At 37.6% G+C, this 14,841-nt stretch carries 12 protein-coding genes; 6 read left to right on the top strand and 6 right to left on the bottom strand.

Annotation, left to right across the window (positions count from 1 at the left end):
* Window positions 1-94 precede the first annotated feature (94 nt).
* Window positions 95-670, bottom strand: a complete 576-nt coding sequence (locus tag BLV64_RS04805; protein ID WP_092133059.1) for a YceI family protein — start codon at window positions 668-670, stop codon at window positions 95-97.
* 105 nt (window positions 671-775) lie between these two features.
* Window positions 776-1,393 (bottom strand): Crp/Fnr family transcriptional regulator, encoded by a 618-nt coding sequence (locus BLV64_RS04800; protein WP_245705871.1) that lies wholly within the window; start codon window positions 1,391-1,393, stop codon window positions 776-778.
* 70 nt (window positions 1,394-1,463) lie between these two features.
* Here BLV64_RS04800 and BLV64_RS04795 point away from each other — a divergent pair, with 70 nt between their 5' ends.
* The gene (locus BLV64_RS04795; protein WP_092133058.1) at window positions 1,464-2,672 is read left to right on the top strand and encodes a multidrug effflux MFS transporter; all 1,209 of its coding nucleotides are present in this window, start codon (window positions 1,464-1,466) and stop codon (window positions 2,670-2,672) included.
* 150 nt (window positions 2,673-2,822) lie between these two features.
* On the opposite strand, the gene acs is transcribed toward BLV64_RS04795, so the two are convergent.
* Window positions 2,823-4,730: an acetate--CoA ligase gene (acs, locus tag BLV64_RS04790; protein WP_092133057.1), complete on the bottom strand. Its 1,908-nt coding sequence runs from the start codon at window positions 4,728-4,730 to the stop codon at window positions 2,823-2,825.
* A 48-nt stretch (window positions 4,731-4,778) separates the two neighbouring features.
* Window positions 4,779-6,155 (bottom strand): alanine/glycine:cation symporter family protein, encoded by a 1,377-nt coding sequence (locus tag BLV64_RS04785; RefSeq protein WP_092133056.1) that lies wholly within the window; start codon window positions 6,153-6,155, stop codon window positions 4,779-4,781.
* Window positions 6,156-6,264: 109 nt separating this feature from the next.
* Here BLV64_RS04785 and BLV64_RS04780 point away from each other — a divergent pair, with 109 nt between their 5' ends.
* Window positions 6,265-7,539, top strand: a complete 1,275-nt coding sequence (locus BLV64_RS04780) for a chloride channel protein (protein WP_092133055.1) — start codon at window positions 6,265-6,267, stop codon at window positions 7,537-7,539.
* A gap of 94 nt (window positions 7,540-7,633) precedes the next feature.
* Here the strand turns inward: BLV64_RS04780 and BLV64_RS04775 are convergent, their stop codons facing one another.
* Both BLV64_RS04775 and BLV64_RS04770 read right to left on the bottom strand, forming a co-directional pair.
* Window positions 7,634-8,590: a phosphoribosylaminoimidazolesuccinocarboxamide synthase gene (locus BLV64_RS04775; RefSeq protein WP_092133054.1), complete on the bottom strand. Its 957-nt coding sequence runs from the start codon at window positions 8,588-8,590 to the stop codon at window positions 7,634-7,636.
* A 160-nt stretch (window positions 8,591-8,750) separates the two neighbouring features.
* Window positions 8,751-9,704: a PhoH family protein gene (locus tag BLV64_RS04770; protein ID WP_092133053.1), complete on the bottom strand. Its 954-nt coding sequence runs from the start codon at window positions 9,702-9,704 to the stop codon at window positions 8,751-8,753.
* Window positions 9,705-9,825: 121 nt separating this feature from the next.
* On the opposite strand from BLV64_RS04770, the gene BLV64_RS04765 reads away from it, so the two are divergent.
* From BLV64_RS04765 to dnaN, 4 genes are all read left to right on the top strand, one after another.
* Window positions 9,826-10,665 (top strand): SAM hydrolase/SAM-dependent halogenase family protein, encoded by an 840-nt coding sequence (locus BLV64_RS04765; protein WP_092133052.1) that lies wholly within the window; start codon window positions 9,826-9,828, stop codon window positions 10,663-10,665.
* On the top strand, window positions 10,662-10,970 hold the full coding sequence (locus BLV64_RS04760) for a putative quinol monooxygenase (protein WP_092133051.1): 309 nt from the start codon (window positions 10,662-10,664) through the stop codon (window positions 10,968-10,970). The genes BLV64_RS04765 and BLV64_RS04760 overlap by 4 nt, the downstream gene beginning before the upstream one ends.
* Before the next feature lie 66 nt (window positions 10,971-11,036).
* Window positions 11,037-13,433, top strand: a complete 2,397-nt coding sequence (gene gldG, locus BLV64_RS04755) for a gliding motility-associated ABC transporter substrate-binding protein GldG (protein WP_092133050.1) — start codon at window positions 11,037-11,039, stop codon at window positions 13,431-13,433.
* A 211-nt stretch (window positions 13,434-13,644) separates the two neighbouring features.
* A complete protein-coding gene (dnaN, locus tag BLV64_RS04750) occupies window positions 13,645-14,763 on the top strand; it encodes a DNA polymerase III subunit beta (RefSeq protein WP_092133049.1) in 1,119 nt (372 codons plus the stop codon).
* Window positions 14,764-14,841 lie beyond the last annotated feature (78 nt).

The raw sequence follows: 14,841 nt of genomic DNA, 5'->3' as shown, positions 1-14,841 counted from the left end.
TAATTAAAACTCAAAAAAGTGGGGTTAGGCCATAAAAAAAGACGTTTTCAATAGAAAACGTCTTTTTTAAATATAAAACTAATTGTTGCTAGTATTAGAATACTAAATCGGCAACTAAATCAAATTCATCATAAATTGCTTTGTCTTGTAAGTTATCGAAAAAGCTAGTTGATCCGTAACGTACATCGTATTTTGTACGGTCTACTTTTAAAGTCGCTGTTGCTTTGCTACCATATACTGATAAGTTAACTACTACTGGAGCTGTTTTTCCTTTAATCGTTAAATCTGCAGTTACTTGATAAGAGTTTTTTCCTGTTGCTTTAACTTTTGTAAATACCATTTTCGCTGTTGGAAACTTTGCTACACCAAAGAAATCATCAGATTTTAAGTGACCATCTAATTTATCTTTGTACTCACCTTGTAAGTCTGTACTGTTAATAGTAGACATATCCATTACGAATGCACCACCTGTTAACACCTCATCATTAAAATGTAACTCTCCAGATTGGATAGCGATCGTACCTTCGTGAGATCCTGTTACTTTGTAACCTTTCCAAACCACTTTACTCTCGTCGGTTTTTACTGTTTTTTTGTCTGTGTTCGTCGTAAAAGAGAATGTTAAGAATGCAACTAATACGGCTAGAACTCCTGTTTTAATAAATTGTTTCATCGTTATATAAATTTTGTGTGTTTAATAATATACGACAAAGGTAGGCGAGAACGCCGTATTAAAAAATAAGATAGTTTATGAAATGATGTTAATCTAGATTAACATTTATTGCTGAAGGACTTCTTTTTTAATCTTACTAAGGAATTCTTTGGTGATTCCTAGGTACGAAGCGAGCATATACTGTGGGATACGTTGCTCGATATGCGGGTATTTTAAATGAAATAGCTGATAGCGCTCTTTAGCAGAAAGGCTCAGGTTTCGAATGATGCGTTTTTGGGAAGACACATAGGCTTTTTCTATAATTTTTCTAAAGAAGCGTTCTAATTTCGGAATCTCTTGCAATAGGTTTTCGTGGGTCTCATAGGGAAACTGAATCACCGTAGTCGGCTCGATACACTGCACATTAAAATCTGATGGTGTTTGCGTCGCAAAACTCCCCAAGTCGGAAGTCCACCACTCCTCTATCGAAAACATAATTACATGCTCCTGCCCAGCATCGTCAACATAAAACATTTTGGTGCATCCTGAAAGGATAAAACACTGAATAGAACTGATATCACCTTGTTGTAAAATGTATTGGCCCTTTAAATATTTTCTTAGTGCTATCTGCGAACACAAATAAGCTTCCTCTTCTTCAGTAAGGGTCACGTGTTTTCGAATATATTCTAATAAAGGCTTAACGTTTTCCATAGTTTCCATAGCGTGACAAATATAACATTTCATCACGTAATTTTAACATAATATTGCCGTTTAAAACATGGCGTTGACGTAATTTAAAGGCTATTTTTGCCGAATGGAAAAAAACAAGCCTCTAAACTTAGAATTTGTAGGTTTAATGGCGGCATTAATGTCTATTGTCGCTTTAACCATAGATGCTATTTTACCCGCCATTTCCCAAATAGGAATTTCGATTAATAGTTACGACTCGGCGTCGCACCAACTATTAATCACCATGATCTTTTTAGGTTTAGGCTTAGGGCAATTAGTATTCGGACCTTTTTCTGATAGTTTCGGTCGTAAGCCAACAGTATATGTCGGTTTTTCAATTTTTGTAGTCGCAAGTATTATCTGCGTGGTATCCCCATCGTTAGAATGGATGGTTGTAGGGCGTATTTTACAGGGTATCGGACTCTCAGCACCGCGAACCATTAGTATATCTATTATCCGCGATACGTATAAAGGCGATTATATGGCAAAAATTATGTCGTTCGTTACTTCTGTATTTATATTAGTTCCCGTTGTGGCTCCTGCTTTAGGTAAGTTTGTAATGGACCAATACCATTGGAAAGGTATTTTCTACGTCCAATTGGTTATGGCTATCCTTGTCGGACTTTGGTTTTGGCGTCGCCAACCGGAAACTTTAAAACCTGAATTTAAAACTAAGTTCACCCGTTACGTGTTTGTTGACGGTATTAAAGAACTTATAAAGCATAAAGAAACCTTAGGATTCACTATGATTTCCGGTTTTATTACTGGTGCCTTTATGGTGTATTTAAGTGCTTCACAACATATTTTTCAAAATCAATACGGGTTAATCGAGGAGTTCCCTTATATTTTTGCGGGCTTAGCTTCTGGTATTGGAGCTTCGACCTTACTAAATGGTACTCTAGTGATGCGACTAGGTATGCGTCGTTTATCGTTTTTAGCGCTTATTGTTTTTACATTAAACGCCTTGGTTTACAGTTTACTCTTTTGGTCTACAGCAAACCCAAGCTTAGTTATTTTACTGAGTTTTATGGGCGTTCAATTTGCTACCATAGGGTTTATCTTTGGAAATATTAGAGCAATTGCTATGGAACCAATTGGTCATATTGCGGGTATTGGCGCTGCCATTACTGGCTTTTTAGCGACCTTATTGGCCGTTCCTATTGCTACCGTGATTGGATACTATGTCGATAAAACTGCCCTTCCCCTATTTATTGGCTTTACACTATTTGGTCTGCTTTCCTTAGCGATATTTGTAAAAATGAAAGCGTTTAAAAAAATTACTATCACCTCTTAAGGTATCACCACTCGCTTTAAACAACTCACCAAAACGAGGTTTAAATCCCCCTTACTTTAAGGCAATAAAAAAGTGAGCCTATTATAAAGCTCACTTTAGTCCGTATTTATTAGTATGAAGACGTTCGCGTCTATATCTTACGACAATAGGCTATTGCGCATTATCCATAATATCTTGCACGCATTCTGGATTTAATAAGGTACTGGTATCCCCAAGATTCGAGGTATCTCGCTCGGCAATCTTTCGTAAAATACGACGCATAATTTTTCCGCTTCGTGTTTTTGGTAGCCCTGCCGTGAACTGAATTTTATCTAGTTTCGCAATAGGTCCGATACGATCGGAAATCAACTGATTAATTTCTTGTTTTAAATTCGTATGGTCGCGCGTCTCCCCAACATCTTTAAGGGTAACATACCCATAAAGAGCGCTACCTTTTATATCATGAGGGTAGCCAACAATTGCCGATTCTGCAACTGCAGGGTGTTCGTTAATAGCATCTTCTATAGGTGCTGTTCCTAGGTTATGACCAGAAACAATAATAACATCATCGACACGTCCTGTAATTCGGTAGTAGCCCACCTCATCACGCAAGGCACCATCTCCTGTAAAGTACATATTCTCATAGGCCGAAAAATAGGTGTCTTTATACCGTTGATGATCGCCCCAAATGGTTCTTGCTATACTCGGCCATGGGAATTTAATACACAAACGCCCTTCCACCTGATTGCCTTTTAACTCCTCTCCATTATCGCCCATTAAAGCGGGTTGAATCCCGATAAAAGGCAAGGTCGCATACGTTGGTTTTGTTGGTGTCACGTACGGAATTGGTGTGATCATAATCCCACCATTCTCGGTTTGCCACCAGGTATCGATAATCGGACTCTTTCCTTTACCTACATTTTCATTATACCAATGCCAAGCCTCTTCGTTAATCGGTTCCCCAACGGTACCCAGCACTTTTAACGACGACAGGTCGTAATTATCAATAATTTCAGCGCCTTGTTTTGCCAAGGCCCTAATAGCTGTTGGTGCCGTATAAAACTGGGTGACTTTATGCTTTTGAACAACCTCCCAAAAGCGGCCGTAATCCGGGTAACTTGGCACCCCTTCAAACAATACTGTTGTAGCACCATTAGCCAATGGCCCATAAACAATATAACTGTGACCGGTAATCCAACCAATATCGGCAGTACACCAGTACACATCATTTTCTCGGTATTGGAATGCATTTTTAAAGGTATAAGCGGTATATACCATATACCCCGCAGTTGTGTGTACCATTCCTTTTGGTTGTCCTGTAGACCCGGAGGTGTATAAAATAAACAACGGATCTTCGGCATCCATAATTTCGGCATCTCCTTCTTTTGAAGCGGCATCTAATAGTGGTTGTAACCACTTATCGCGACCTGCTTTCATGTTTATATCCGATTGTATACGTTTTGCTACCAAAACCGTAGAAACGCCTGGACAGTGTTCTAGGGCATCATCGACAATCCCTTTTAAATCGATGGTTTTAGCACCACGGTAAGACCCATCGGCAGTTATAACAATTTTACAATCGCTATCATTAATACGTGTGGATAGCGCTTTAGCAGAAAACCCTGCAAAGACCACAGAGTGGATAGCACCGATTCGCGCACAAGCCAATATTGAAATGGCTAATTCCGGAATCATAGGTACGTAAATACAAACGCGATCTCCTTTTTTAACCCCTTGTTCTTTTAAGACATTCGCAAATTGGTTAACCCGCTCGTACAATTGCCTGTAGGTAATGTGCTCTGAAGGTTCTTTAGGATCGTTAGGCTCGAATAGAATAGCAGTTTTATCCCCTCTAGTTGCCAAATGCCTATCGATACAATTCTCCGTAATATTGAGTTTCGCCCCTTCGAACCATTTTACCTCTGGTTTTTTAAAATCCCACTGCAACACTGAATCCCATTTTTTACGCCATAAAAAGTGTTCTTCGGCAATTTCTTCCCAAAATTTCTCGGGTTCGCGAACCGATTTTCTATAGACTTGAAAATATTCTTCTAAATGTTTAATGTGGTAATTACTCATAATTGTTAGTATATAGGTTTAATCTCATTTTGTGTATTGCATCAGTACTTAAGCTTTTGATTTCATAGCATTAAAATAGCGTTTGGCCTCTTTAAGGACTTTTGGCGCTAGTAAAATAGTAGCTAGCATGGTTGGAATCGCCATTAAAGCGAAAAACCCGTCAATTAAATTTATAATTAGCCCTAAAGACGTTGTTGCTCCTAATACAATACTTAGAATATAAATATAATTATAATAATGTTTATTGTGAGCACCGAACAAAAAAGACATGCATTTGGTACCGTAGTAAGAATATGAAAATAACGACGACACACTAAACACCACAATACAAAGTAGCAACAAATAATTCCCATAGGTTGGTATGGCAGAATTAAATGCTGTAGCGGTTAAAGACACACCGTTCGCATCGGAGGTTTGCCACACTCCGGTAACTAAAATAGCCATAGCTGTTAGGGTACAAACAATAAGGGTGTCTATCGCTGGCCCTAGCATCGCTACCAAACCTTCACGAATAGGCTCGGAGGTTTTAGCTGCCCCGTGGGCCATAGGCGCCATACCAATCCCCGCTTCATTACTAAAAGCTCCACGACGGATACCCAATAAAATCAGTCCCCCTGTTAATCCGCCCAAAAAGCGATCGCCTGTATACGAATTGGCAGCAAAAGCATCGGTAAAAATAAGTTTAAAATAGCTAGGCACCACGTCACTATGTATAACTAGTATACAGATGATTAACACAAAATATAAGACTACCATAGCCGGTACCAATTTCGAAGCGACCTTTCCAATTCTACTAATTCCCCCTAAAATAACGATTGCTGTAATACCCACTAAAACCGCTGCTACTATTAAATTTGTAGATGTGGATACGACGACTCCGTTTGGTGTTAGTAAAATACTGTTTATGGCTTGCGTTAATTGGTTGACATTAAATACAGGTAGGGCACCTACCAAGGCACATAAACTAAAAAATACGGCTAAAGGCTTCCAGCGTTTTCCTAATCCCTCGGTAATAAAATACATAGGACCACCTTGGATATCGCCATTGCTATCCTTTCCGCGATACATAACCGCTAAACTAGAGGTGAAGAATTTTGTGGACATACCAATCACGGCACTTACCCACATCCAAAAGACTGCTCCTGGACCTCCAATAGAAATGGCTACGGCCACACCAGCAATATTACCCATTCCTATGGTGGACGACAAGGCAGTAGTTAGCGCTTGAAAGTGATTAATATCTCCCGGATCATTAGCATTATCATATTTACCTATCACCACCTGAATGGCGTGTCCTAAATAACGAAAAGGTAAAAAACGTGATAGTATGAGTAAGTAAAGTCCGCCACCGATTAACAGTATTAATAATGGCAAGCCCCAAACAAATGAAGCAAAGCGCTCTACAAAGTCGTTAATTAATTGCATAATTTAAATGTGATAAAGTAAGTTTGCATAAATGTATTAAAACTGAATAACTTTACTACCGTATACCAAAATTTAACACGGTATTAATACACATTAAAACAACACATTTGTGAAGCTAAAACGCAAAAAACAACTGGTCACCACGCTAAATATTTTAGATAAACCCATCAGGTTTAATCCTTTTGTATTTAGCAGAACTTTTTTTTTATGGGCTCTTTTAGGTATTGTTGGCGGATTAATAGCTAGTACCTATTGGATAATTTTAGAATTCCTAACTCATAAAATTGCTTTTTTTGACGGTTGGCAAGTAATTCCTGCCATGACTATTTCTGGTTTGTTGGCCGGACTTATTATTTATTGGATTGGCGATCCTGGAGAAATCCATTTGATAGTCAACAACATCCGCTTCAACAAGGGAAAGCTAGACCCTAAAAACAATCCGTCTATGGTACTGTCCTCATTACTTTGTGTCGCCTCTGGAGGAAGTTTAGGACCAGAAGCTCCTTTAGTACAGGTTACCGGCTCGACAGGAACTTGGTTGGGAAAGTTATGCCGATTAAAAGGCGAGGAACTCCGCTCCCTAAGTATTGCTGGTATGGCGTCGGGATTTACGGCTTTGTTTGGCGCCCCATTGGGTGGTAGTTTGTTTTCATTAGAAATTCTCCACCATAAACATGCTGTAGAATATTATAAAGCGATAATTCCTGCTTTAGTAGCCAGTAGTTTTAGTTATGTGGTATTTGCTGTTATTATAGAATTGGGCTTAGGAGCAACATGGTCTTTAACAGCTTACGAATATGAAGGTGTTTTCGATTTTGCCTATGCCGTTTTATTTGCTTTAGCAGGAACGTTTATGGGCTGGGTATTTATTTACTGCACCAAGTTCTTTAAAACCGTATTTGAAAAATTTACCATTCCTATTTATATAAAAACCACTGTGGGAGGTATTATCTTAGGTGTTATCGCTTATTATTTACCGTTAACCCGATACTTTGGACACCATGAAATTAACGAGCTTATCGGTCAGAGTTTACCGCTAACCACCTTATTCGCTATTTTAGTTTTTAAAATTATAGCTATTGCAGTAACGGTAACCTCAGGGTGGCGTGGTGGATTTATTATCCCCTTATTTTTTGTGGGTACCACCTTAGGACTTATTATTCATCACTTTTTTCCGAGTACCAACCTCACCCTAACCATTGTGAGTTGTATGGCAGGAATTAATGCCTGTGTAACGCGAACGCCTATGAGTACAACCATTTTATTAGCGACGCTAACAGGGTTCTCTTACTTTATCCCTATTCTTTTTGCCAGTTTAACAGGGTATTTCTTAGCCCCTAGAATCCCATTTATCCAATCGCAATTAAAAGAACAGAAGGCATAATAGTTTCATGGTTGACATTAAATATAAAAAAAAAGACCTTGCATTGGCAAGGTCTTTTTTGTACTTGGTGTTAGCTTGTAACTAACAGCTATGCTTATAGTGTTTTTAAAAACGCTTCTACATTATTTTGAATACGCTCTTGAATATTTGAAACATCGGCTTTCACAAAAGTTTCACCCATAATATTCTCATAAAGTTCGATATAGCGTTCGGATACGCTTGCGATATAATCATCGCTCATTTCTGGAACCGACTGTCCTTCTAAACCTTGAAAATCGTTGGCAATTAACCACTGACGAACAAACTCTTTAGACAGTTGTTTTTGAGCCTCACCTTTATCTTGACGCTCTTGGTACCCGTCGGCATAAAAATAACGCGATGAGTCTGGCGTATGGATCTCGTCGATTAGTACGATTTTACCATCTTTAGTTTTTCCGAATTCGTATTTGGTATCCACCAAAATCAGACCTCTAGAAGCGGCGATTTCTGTACCACGTTGAAATAACTTACGCGTATAATCTTCTAATACTAAATAATCAGCTTCGCTAACAATGCCTTTTTTTATGATGTCCTCACGTGAGATATCCTCATCATGATCTCCCATTTCAGCTTTTGTTGCTGGTGTAATTATAGGTTCTGGAAACTTATCATTTTCTTTCATACCTTCTGGCATAGCTACACCACAAAGCATTCTTTTTCCGGCTTTATATTCGCGTGCCGCATGCCCTGACATATATCCACGAATAACCATTTCTACTTTAAAAGGTTCACATAAATGGCCAACGGCTACGTTAGGATCTGGTGTTGCTATTAACCAATTAGGCACTAAATCTTCGGTTTGCGCCATAAATTTTGTCGCAATCTGATTAAGGATTTGCCCTTTATAAGGAATTCCTTTTGGCATAACGACATCGAAAGCGCTTAACCTATCGGTAGCGACCATAACTAAAATATCGTTTTCTAAGCTGTAAACGGCTCTTACTTTTCCTTTATAAACACTCTTTTGTCCCGGAAAATTAAAATTTGAATCTGTAATTGTTTGAGTTGACATGGTATTGTTGTGCTGTTGTTGTGTTGTAAAAATACTTATGCTTTTAAAAACCGAAATCCCTAGCCCTGATTGAGGCTTTGTTGGAGCTCTTTTTTTATTTTTTGCAAAAATATAAAAAAGCGACTGCCGAAAGCAGGAAATAGCTTCTAATTAATAAAAACTATTCTATATTTTCTATTTGCTTGTAGGCAGCGATGATTTTCTTAACTAATTTATGGCGGATCACATCTTTATCGTCTAGGAAAACCATGCCCACACCTTCTACATCTTTTAATATTAGTAGGGCTTCTTTAAGGCCAGAAACGGTACGTCGCGGTAAATCGATTTGCCCGGGATCGCCGGTTAACATAAACTTGGCGTTCTTACCCATACGGGTTAAAAACATTTTCATTTGGTTATGGGTGGTGTTTTGCCCTTCGTCTAATATTACAAAAGCATTATCTAAGGTACGACCACGCATAAACGCTAAGGGTGCAATTTGTATGGTTCCATTTTCGATATAGTTTTCTAACTTTTCGGCAGGAATCATATCGCGTAACGCATCGTACAAGGGTTGCATATAAGGATCTAATTTCTCTTTTAAATCTCCTGGTAAAAACCCTAAATTCTCGCCTGCTTCTACTGCGGGGCGTGTTAAGATAATACGTTTGACTTCTTTATTTTTTAGCGCTTGAACAGCGAGAGCGACACCAGTATACGTTTTTCCTGTTCCTGCAGGGCCGATAGCAAAAACCATATCGTTTTTACGCATAAGCTCTACCAATTTACGTTGGTTTGCTGTTTGTGCTTTTATTAATTTTCCACCAACGCCATGCACTAAAACTTCACCACTTTTATCGGAGGTTTTATAATCGTCGCTAGAATTACTGGTTAGAACGCGCTCGATAACATTTTCGTCTAGCTTATTGTACTTAGCAAAATGCTTTATAAGCATTGTAATGCGCTTGTCGAATTCTTGTAAGAGTTCCTCGTCGCCATACGCCTTTAATTTGCTCCCGCGAGCAACAATTTTAAGTTTGGGAAAGTACTTTTTTAAAAGTTCGATATTCGCGTTACTATCTCCAAAAAAATCTCTTGGTGTAACTTCTTCAAGTTCTATTATAATTTCATTCAAAAGCGAGACGATTTAATTAAATTAATCTATTAAGTTTTATTAGTTTTGTTGTCGAAAACTAGCTTAACAAACTTACACAATTTTGTGGTCATTAATCTAAAAAAATATCAACAATTAAACGATGGCAATTATTACTTTAACAACAGACTTTGGAGAGAAAGATCACTCTTCTGGCGCGGTAAAAGGAGCTATTTATAGCGAATTACCCGAGGTTACAGTTGTTGATATCTCACATTCTGTAGCGCCATTTAGTGTGCCGGAGGCCGCGTATATTATTCAGAGTGCTTACAGTAGTTTTCCTAAAGGAACGATTCATATTATCGGAATTGATTCTGAGCTTAATATTGAAAATAAACACATTGCTATAAAGTTAGACGATCATTATTTTATTTGTGCTAACAACGGGATTATGAGTATGATTTGTGCCGAAATCGCTCCCGAGCAGATTGTAGAAATTAACATCCATGATCGTTTTGAATCGAGTTTTCCTGTTTTAGATGTTTTTGTAAAAGTGGCTTGCCATATAGCTCGCGGTGGGACTTTAGACGTGGTAGGAAAACGTATAGACCGTATAAAACCGATTACCAATATAAAACCTATTGTTAACGAAGATGAGTCTCAAATAATAGGTAGTATTATCTATATTGATAATTACGGTAATGTGATTACAAATATTAAAAAGTCCTTTTTTGAATCGCTTTGTAAAGGGCGACAGTTTATAATTTCGGCAAGAAACCATAAGCTAAAAACAATATATTCAAAATACTCCGATGTGGTTAATTTTGATATCCCCGAAAACGAACGTAATGACGAAGGCCGCCCCTTGGTGGTTTTTAACTCTTCGGATTATTTGGAAATCGCGATGTATAAAAGCAACACGGTTACTGTTGGTGGGGCGAGTACATTAATGGGCTTAAAACTACGAGATACTGTAACTGTAAATTTTATTAAAACCTTATGATAACTACCGACTTAGTACGCATAGTAAAATTAACTTTTGCTGAAGAACATATTCCTTTATTTTTATCTAATTTTGAAAAGGTAAAAGAACGCATTCGCGGTTTTGAAGGTTGTAATTTTTTAGAGCTTTACCGTGATAAAAACAATACAAACGTTTTTTTTACGTATAGTTATTGGTCGTCGGAAGCCGATTTAGAAAATTACCGTCATTCGGAGCTTTTTAAAAGTGTTTGGGCAGAAACCAAACCGCTTTTTTGTGATAAACCAGAAGCGTGGAGTGTGGATAAACTTGCGTCTTTAACCTAATAACAAGGGATATAAAATAGGTGCTGCTAAGATTATGCAGCGCCCTAATAATTTAAACAAACCATTATGTTTGCTATATTAAAAAAAGAAATACAATCCTTTTTCGCATCGCCAATTGGGTATTTGGTAATTGCTCTATTTTTATTACTAAACGGTCTGTTTTTATGGCTGTTTAAAGGGGAGTTTAATATTTTAAACTATGGTTTTGCCGATTTATCTTCGTTTTTCCTATTAGCACCATGGATTCTTGTATTTCTAATCCCTGCTGTTACCATGCGCAGTTTTAGCGATGAGAAAAAACAAGGTACTTTAGAGCTGCTTCTTACCAAGCCTATCTCTCATTTACAAATCGTATTGGGTAAATATTTTGGTGCTGTTGTACTTATAGTACTAGCGCTAATCCCTACCCTACTTTACGTGCTTACGGTATACCAATTGGGTAAACCTGTGGGGAATTTAGATATGGGAAGCACCTTAGGGTCGTATTTCGGACTCCTTTTTTTAGTTGCTGCTTACACGGCTATTGGTTTGTTTGCCTCCACTTTAAGTGACAATCAAATTGTAGCTTTTATAAGCGCGGTCTTTTTATGTTTTTTCTTTTATATCGGTTTTGAGGGAATTGCCGATATGACATCAAGTCGTTTTATCGATCAGTTAGGCATGAGTTCGCATTATAAAAGTATGAGCCGCGGTGTCCTTGACACACGCGATATCATTTACTTTTTAAGTGTGACCGTTCTGTTTTTATTTTTCACCGTAAAACGCGTCAATAGTGAAGCATCGAAAGCCATAAAATGGTCTATGCTAGCCATTGTTCCTGCTACTATCTTTGTTTTGAATGCGATAAGCACATCGGTTTATAGTCGTTTTGATTTAACATCAGACAAACGTTATACACTTAGCGATGCCACATTAAATATTGTAAAAGACGCCGATTCGCCTATTGTTATTGACGTGTTTTTGGAAGGCGAAGGGTTTCCTTCTGAATTTCGACGCTTACAGTCGGAAACACGCCAGTTATTAGAAGAGTTCTCTGCTTATAACAGTAATATTTCGTTTAAGTTTTTAGACCCTATTGAAGATGATGCCACTCGAGATCGCAATATCGAGCAATTAAACGCTCGCGGGTTAACCCCTATGCAAGTCAACGTTCAAGAAAACGGCAAGCAATCGCAGGCTATAATTTTCCCTTGGGCATTAGCGAGTTACAATGGTGAAACCGTAAAAATAGGCTTAGTTAAATACAAGGTTAATGCCGACCAGCAAGAACTGGTTACCAATTCGGTACAGCATTTAGAATATGCTATTGCCGATGGTTTGGGTAAGCTTATCCACCCTAAAAAACGCAAAGTGGCGGTTTTAAAAGGCAACGGAGAAATGCCTAATCAATATATCGCCGATTTTGTAACCACTTTACGCGACTACTATTATATAGCTCCTTTTACCTTAGACAGCGTTGCTGTGAGTCCGCAAAAAACAGCATCAGCCCTTAATGATTACGATTTAATCATTGCAGCAAAACCTACAGAGGCGTTTAGCGAGCAAGAGAAATTTGTTTTAGACCAATACACCATGCAGGGCGGAAAGAGCTTGTGGCTTATTGATGCTATTGCGATGGAAAAGGATAGTTTATTTAACCCTGAAGGAAAAAATGTAGCGATACCACGCGATTTAAATTTAACCGATTTCTTCTTTAAATACGGTGTGCGCATCAATCCCTTATTAACCAGTGTTAAAAGTCAGAATATCGGACGCATAGCCTTAGAGAGTGGCGAGAATGAAAGCACGAGAATTCAGCTTTTTAATTGGCCGTATTCACCGCTGGGTATTAGCGCAACTAACCACCCGATTTCTAACAATATCAATTTGGTGAAATTTGATTTTGCCAATCAGATAGACACATTAAAAAATGACATTTCTAAAACGATACTTTTAAAGTCTGATGCTCCGGCACGACTTGAGGGGACACCAATGGAGATTAGCTTGTCGTTTGCTTTACAAGAACCGGATTCCGAGCTGTTTAATAAAGAAGCACAAAACCTTGCCGTGCTTTTAGAAGGTGAGTTTACTTCGGTTTATCACAACCGTGTTAAACCTCTTGATCTTTTAGAAACTAAAGATAATAGTTCGCCGACTAAAATGATAGTTATTGCCGATGGTGATGTGATTAAGAATGATATTAACAGAAATGGTCCCTTGAGTTTAGGCTTTGATAAATGGACTAAAGAAAGCTACGGAAATAAAGAATTCTTATTAAATGCCGTAAATTACCTGTTGGACGACGACGGACTTATAAACATTAGATCGAAGGAAGTAAAAGTTGCCTTTTTAGATCAGCATAAAATAGCTGATGAAAAAACAAAATGGCAGATTATAAATATTGCATTACCACTAGTGCTACTAGGTGTTTTCGGCGTTTTATTCTATTATTTAAGACGTAAAAAATACGCTAAACCGGCTTAATAAAAAGAGCGATAAATAGCATTTTAAAAAATTAAAAGTGTTAATAAGTTTGTTTCAGTATTAGGATGTTAAATAATATATTTGTAATAGATAATGTATCTCAATAAAAACGACCAATCATAAATGAAACGTTCGTATTTAAGGATTATATTCTAGCGATGAATCTGGTAATAAGAATGGCACATTTACCCTTTAAAAATAAAAGAATCAAATGAAATTTATAGTATCAAGTACCTATTTACTAAAACAACTCCAAGTTTTAGGTGGTGTTATTAACAGTTCGAACACCTTACCTATTTTAGATAACTTTTTATTTGACATCGATCACTCTAAATTAACAGTTTCTGCTAGTGATTTAGAAACGACTATGTCATCTGTTTTAGATATAGAAAGTGACAGCGAAGGTAGCGTTGCTATCCCTGCACGTTTACTTTTAGACACTTTAAAAACATTTCCAGAGCAACCGTTAACCTTTGTTATTGAAGACAACAATACGGTTGAAATTAGCTCTAACCATGGTAAATATGCTTTAGCGTATGCTGACGGTGCTGAATTCCCAAAGGCCATTACTTTAGAAGATCCAAGTTCAACAACTATTTCAGGTGATATATTAGCTACAGCCATTAGCAAAACTATTTTTGCTGCTGGTAACGACGATTTAAGACCGGTAATGAGTGGTGTCTTTTTTCAATTCTCTACCGATAACCTAACTTTTGTAGCTACCGATGCTCACAAGTTAGTAAAATATACTCGTGAAGATGTAAGCGCAACACAACAGGCAGAATTTATTATGCCTAAAAAACCTTTAACCTTATTAAAAGGGATTTTAGCGGCTAGCGATGAGAATGTAACTATCGAGTACAACGATTCGAATGCTAAATTCACGTTTGAAAACACGGTATTAGTTTGTCGTTTAATTGATGGAAAATATCCAAACTACGAAGCGGTAATCCCAAAGGAGAATCCGAATAAATTAAGTATCGATCGTTCACAGTTTTTAAGCTCGGTAAAGCGTGTGAGTATATTCTCGAATAAAACGACACACCAAATTAGATTAAAAATTGCTGGAGCTGAATTAAACATCTCTGCCGAAGATATTGATTACAGTAACAAAGCTGAAGAGCGTTTAACTTGTGATTACCAAGGTGATGATATGCAAATTGGTTTTAACTCGCGTTTCTTAACTGAGATGTTAAACAATTTAAATGCCGACGAGGTACAATTAGAAATGAGTATGCCTAACAGAGCTGGAATTCTTACGCCTGTTGATGGTTTAGATGAAGGTGAACACGTTACTATGCTTGTTATGCCAGTAATGCTTAACAGCTAATACAACAAAACACATAAAAGCTGTTTTTAAAACTGCTTTAACACACAAAACGCTCACTTTTTTAAGTGAGCGTTTTTT

The organism is Bizionia paragorgiae, assembly GCF_900107625.1.
Classification (GTDB): domain Bacteria; phylum Bacteroidota; class Bacteroidia; order Flavobacteriales; family Flavobacteriaceae; genus Bizionia; species Bizionia paragorgiae.
This window is presented reverse-complemented; position numbering and strand designations above follow the sequence as displayed.

Coding starts and splice junctions, on each gene's coding strand:
- dnaN (WP_092133049.1), top strand. CDS start 13,645: ATGAAATTTATAGTATCAAGTACCTATTTACTAAAACAACTCCAAGTT.
- BLV64_RS04785 (WP_092133056.1), bottom strand. CDS start 6,155: ATGCAATTAATTAACGACTTTGTAGAGCGCTTTGCTTCATTTGTTTGG.
- BLV64_RS04760 (WP_092133051.1), top strand. CDS start 10,662: ATGATAACTACCGACTTAGTACGCATAGTAAAATTAACTTTTGCTGAA.
- acs (WP_092133057.1), bottom strand. CDS start 4,730: ATGAGTAATTACCACATTAAACATTTAGAAGAATATTTTCAAGTCTAT.
- gldG (WP_092133050.1), top strand. CDS start 11,037: ATGTTTGCTATATTAAAAAAAGAAATACAATCCTTTTTCGCATCGCCA.
- BLV64_RS04800 (WP_245705871.1), bottom strand. CDS start 1,393: ATGAAATGTTATATTTGTCACGCTATGGAAACTATGGAAAACGTTAAG.
- BLV64_RS04805 (WP_092133059.1), bottom strand. CDS start 670: ATGAAACAATTTATTAAAACAGGAGTTCTAGCCGTATTAGTTGCATTC.
- BLV64_RS04775 (WP_092133054.1), bottom strand. CDS start 8,590: ATGTCAACTCAAACAATTACAGATTCAAATTTTAATTTTCCGGGACAA.
- BLV64_RS04795 (WP_092133058.1), top strand. CDS start 1,464: ATGGAAAAAAACAAGCCTCTAAACTTAGAATTTGTAGGTTTAATGGCG.
- BLV64_RS04765 (WP_092133052.1), top strand. CDS start 9,826: ATGGCAATTATTACTTTAACAACAGACTTTGGAGAGAAAGATCACTCT.